Origin of the sequence: Dialister sp. (genome assembly GCF_036343215.1) — a bacterium.
Taxonomy (GTDB): Bacteria; Bacillota; Negativicutes; order Veillonellales; family Dialisteraceae; genus Dialister.
Window position 1 is genome coordinate 1 of sequence record NZ_JAZASU010000192.1, and the last position, 1,639, is coordinate 1,639.

At 46.8% G+C, this 1,639-nt stretch carries 3 protein-coding genes; all 3 read right to left on the reverse strand.

Annotated features, from left to right (window positions below):
- Positions 1–175 precede the first annotated feature (175 nt).
- Positions 176–670, reverse strand: a complete 495-nt coding sequence (locus tag VZT47_RS10290) for a hypothetical protein (RefSeq protein ID WP_330224869.1) — start codon at positions 668–670, stop codon at positions 176–178.
- On the reverse strand, positions 667–972 hold the full coding sequence (locus VZT47_RS10295; protein ID WP_330224870.1) for a hypothetical protein: 306 nt from the start codon (positions 970–972) through the stop codon (positions 667–669). Before VZT47_RS10295 ends, VZT47_RS10290 begins: the two co-directional genes overlap by 4 nt.
- A 5-nt stretch (positions 973–977) precedes the next feature.
- Positions 978–1,639 (reverse strand): ATP-binding protein (locus VZT47_RS10300; protein WP_330224871.1); only part of this gene is annotated, 662 nt, incomplete at its 5' end.

Genomic DNA, 1,639 nt, shown 5'->3' on the forward strand with positions numbered 1-1,639 from the left:
ATCCCCAATCCCCAATCCCCATTATTTTAAAAAAGTAATAAAAAATAAAAAGTAATTATTAATTTTTTAATAATAATAATTTTTTAATTATTTATATTTTATAATCAATAAATCATTATTAAATCGTTTTTAATATATATGATTATAATATATTTAATCACCTTATACTGGATATTTATGCACCGATCAGATTATTAATATCATTAACAACAACTTTTGGGTTTATAGAATTTTTAAAAAATTGTTCAATAGGTGTGTTATCATCGAATTTTGATTTTGTTGCATTTACAAGAAAACAAATTTTATTATCTTGATTATTAAATAGATCAGGTCTTCCAACTCTTTGCAGATATTTTTTTAAGGCTTCGCTTATAGTAGTTCCATAAGGGAAAACCATATTATGAGTTGTACCTTGTGTAGTATTGAAAACAATATTCATTTTTGGACCTGGTTGATTTTGTTCAGCATTATTAGAAGAATTTTCCTCTTGTTGTGCCATTTTAAATCCTTGCATCCATAATTCTTGTTCTTCAGCATTCATTTGCCCTGCTCCTCCTACCATTCCAGGCATCATCCCTGGCATCATCCCAGGCATCATCCCAGGCATCATTCCTGGCATCATTCCTCCAGGCATTCCAGGCATCATTCCTCCTCCCATTCCAGGCATCATTCCTCCTCCCATTCCTCGCGGCTGCCCGGTGCTTTTGCACCCGCTTCTCCCCAGAGAAAGCGCAGCTCTTTCTCGGACGCAGTATACAAAAGCCTGGCAGCCAGGCCCGGATCCTGTCCATCTCCCGCTGCCCCCATAGAAAAGGAACCGGTTTCTTTCTCTATGGAGAAGATACGGTCCTCTGCCCCAATCGAAAAAATGCTGGCTTCGCCCGCGGCCTGCATGAGCGAAAACTTCTTTTTTCTGCCGAGTCCCCTGATCCCTGCCAGCCAGCAGAGGTACTTGTGATTGGTATTCTTCATCTCCCTTATCTCCCGAATTGCAGCGATTCTCCCTGCCGATAGGTATATGCCAGATAGATGTGCTCCTCCCGGATCCTGTCTTCCCCCTCCAGGTCCGCAATGGTCCTGGCGACACGTATGATCCTGTGATAAGCTCTCACACTCATTGCCTCCGACTCAAAGAGATCCTTAAGGCATCCCTTTTCCCTCTCTCCCAGGGGGCAGTATTTCTCCAGGTCCGCCGCCCGCATATCCGAATTAAAGCGCAGGCCATCGCTGTCCCTGAAGCGGCAGCGCTGCCGCTCACAGGCCTCCATGACACGGGACCGGACCGCAGCGCTGTCTTCCTCTGCCCCGGCTGACCTCTGCAGGTCTTCGATCCTTGCCCTGGGCACTGTGATGCACAGATCCATCCGGTCCAGCAGGGGGCCGGAGATCCTGCCCAGATATCTTTTGATCTCCCAGGGCTTGCACCGGCACCTGTTCCGGTCCGGATAGTGACCGCAGGGGCATGGATTGCAGGCCCCGAGCAGTATAAAACGGGACGGATAGCGGTAACTTCCTGACTGCCGCACGATGGTCACTTCGTGATCCTCCAGCGGCTGCCGAAGCAAGTCCAGCTGCTCCCGCCCGAATTCCGGAAGTTCATCCAGAAAAAGCACCCCGCGGTGGGCCAGAGAAATCTGTC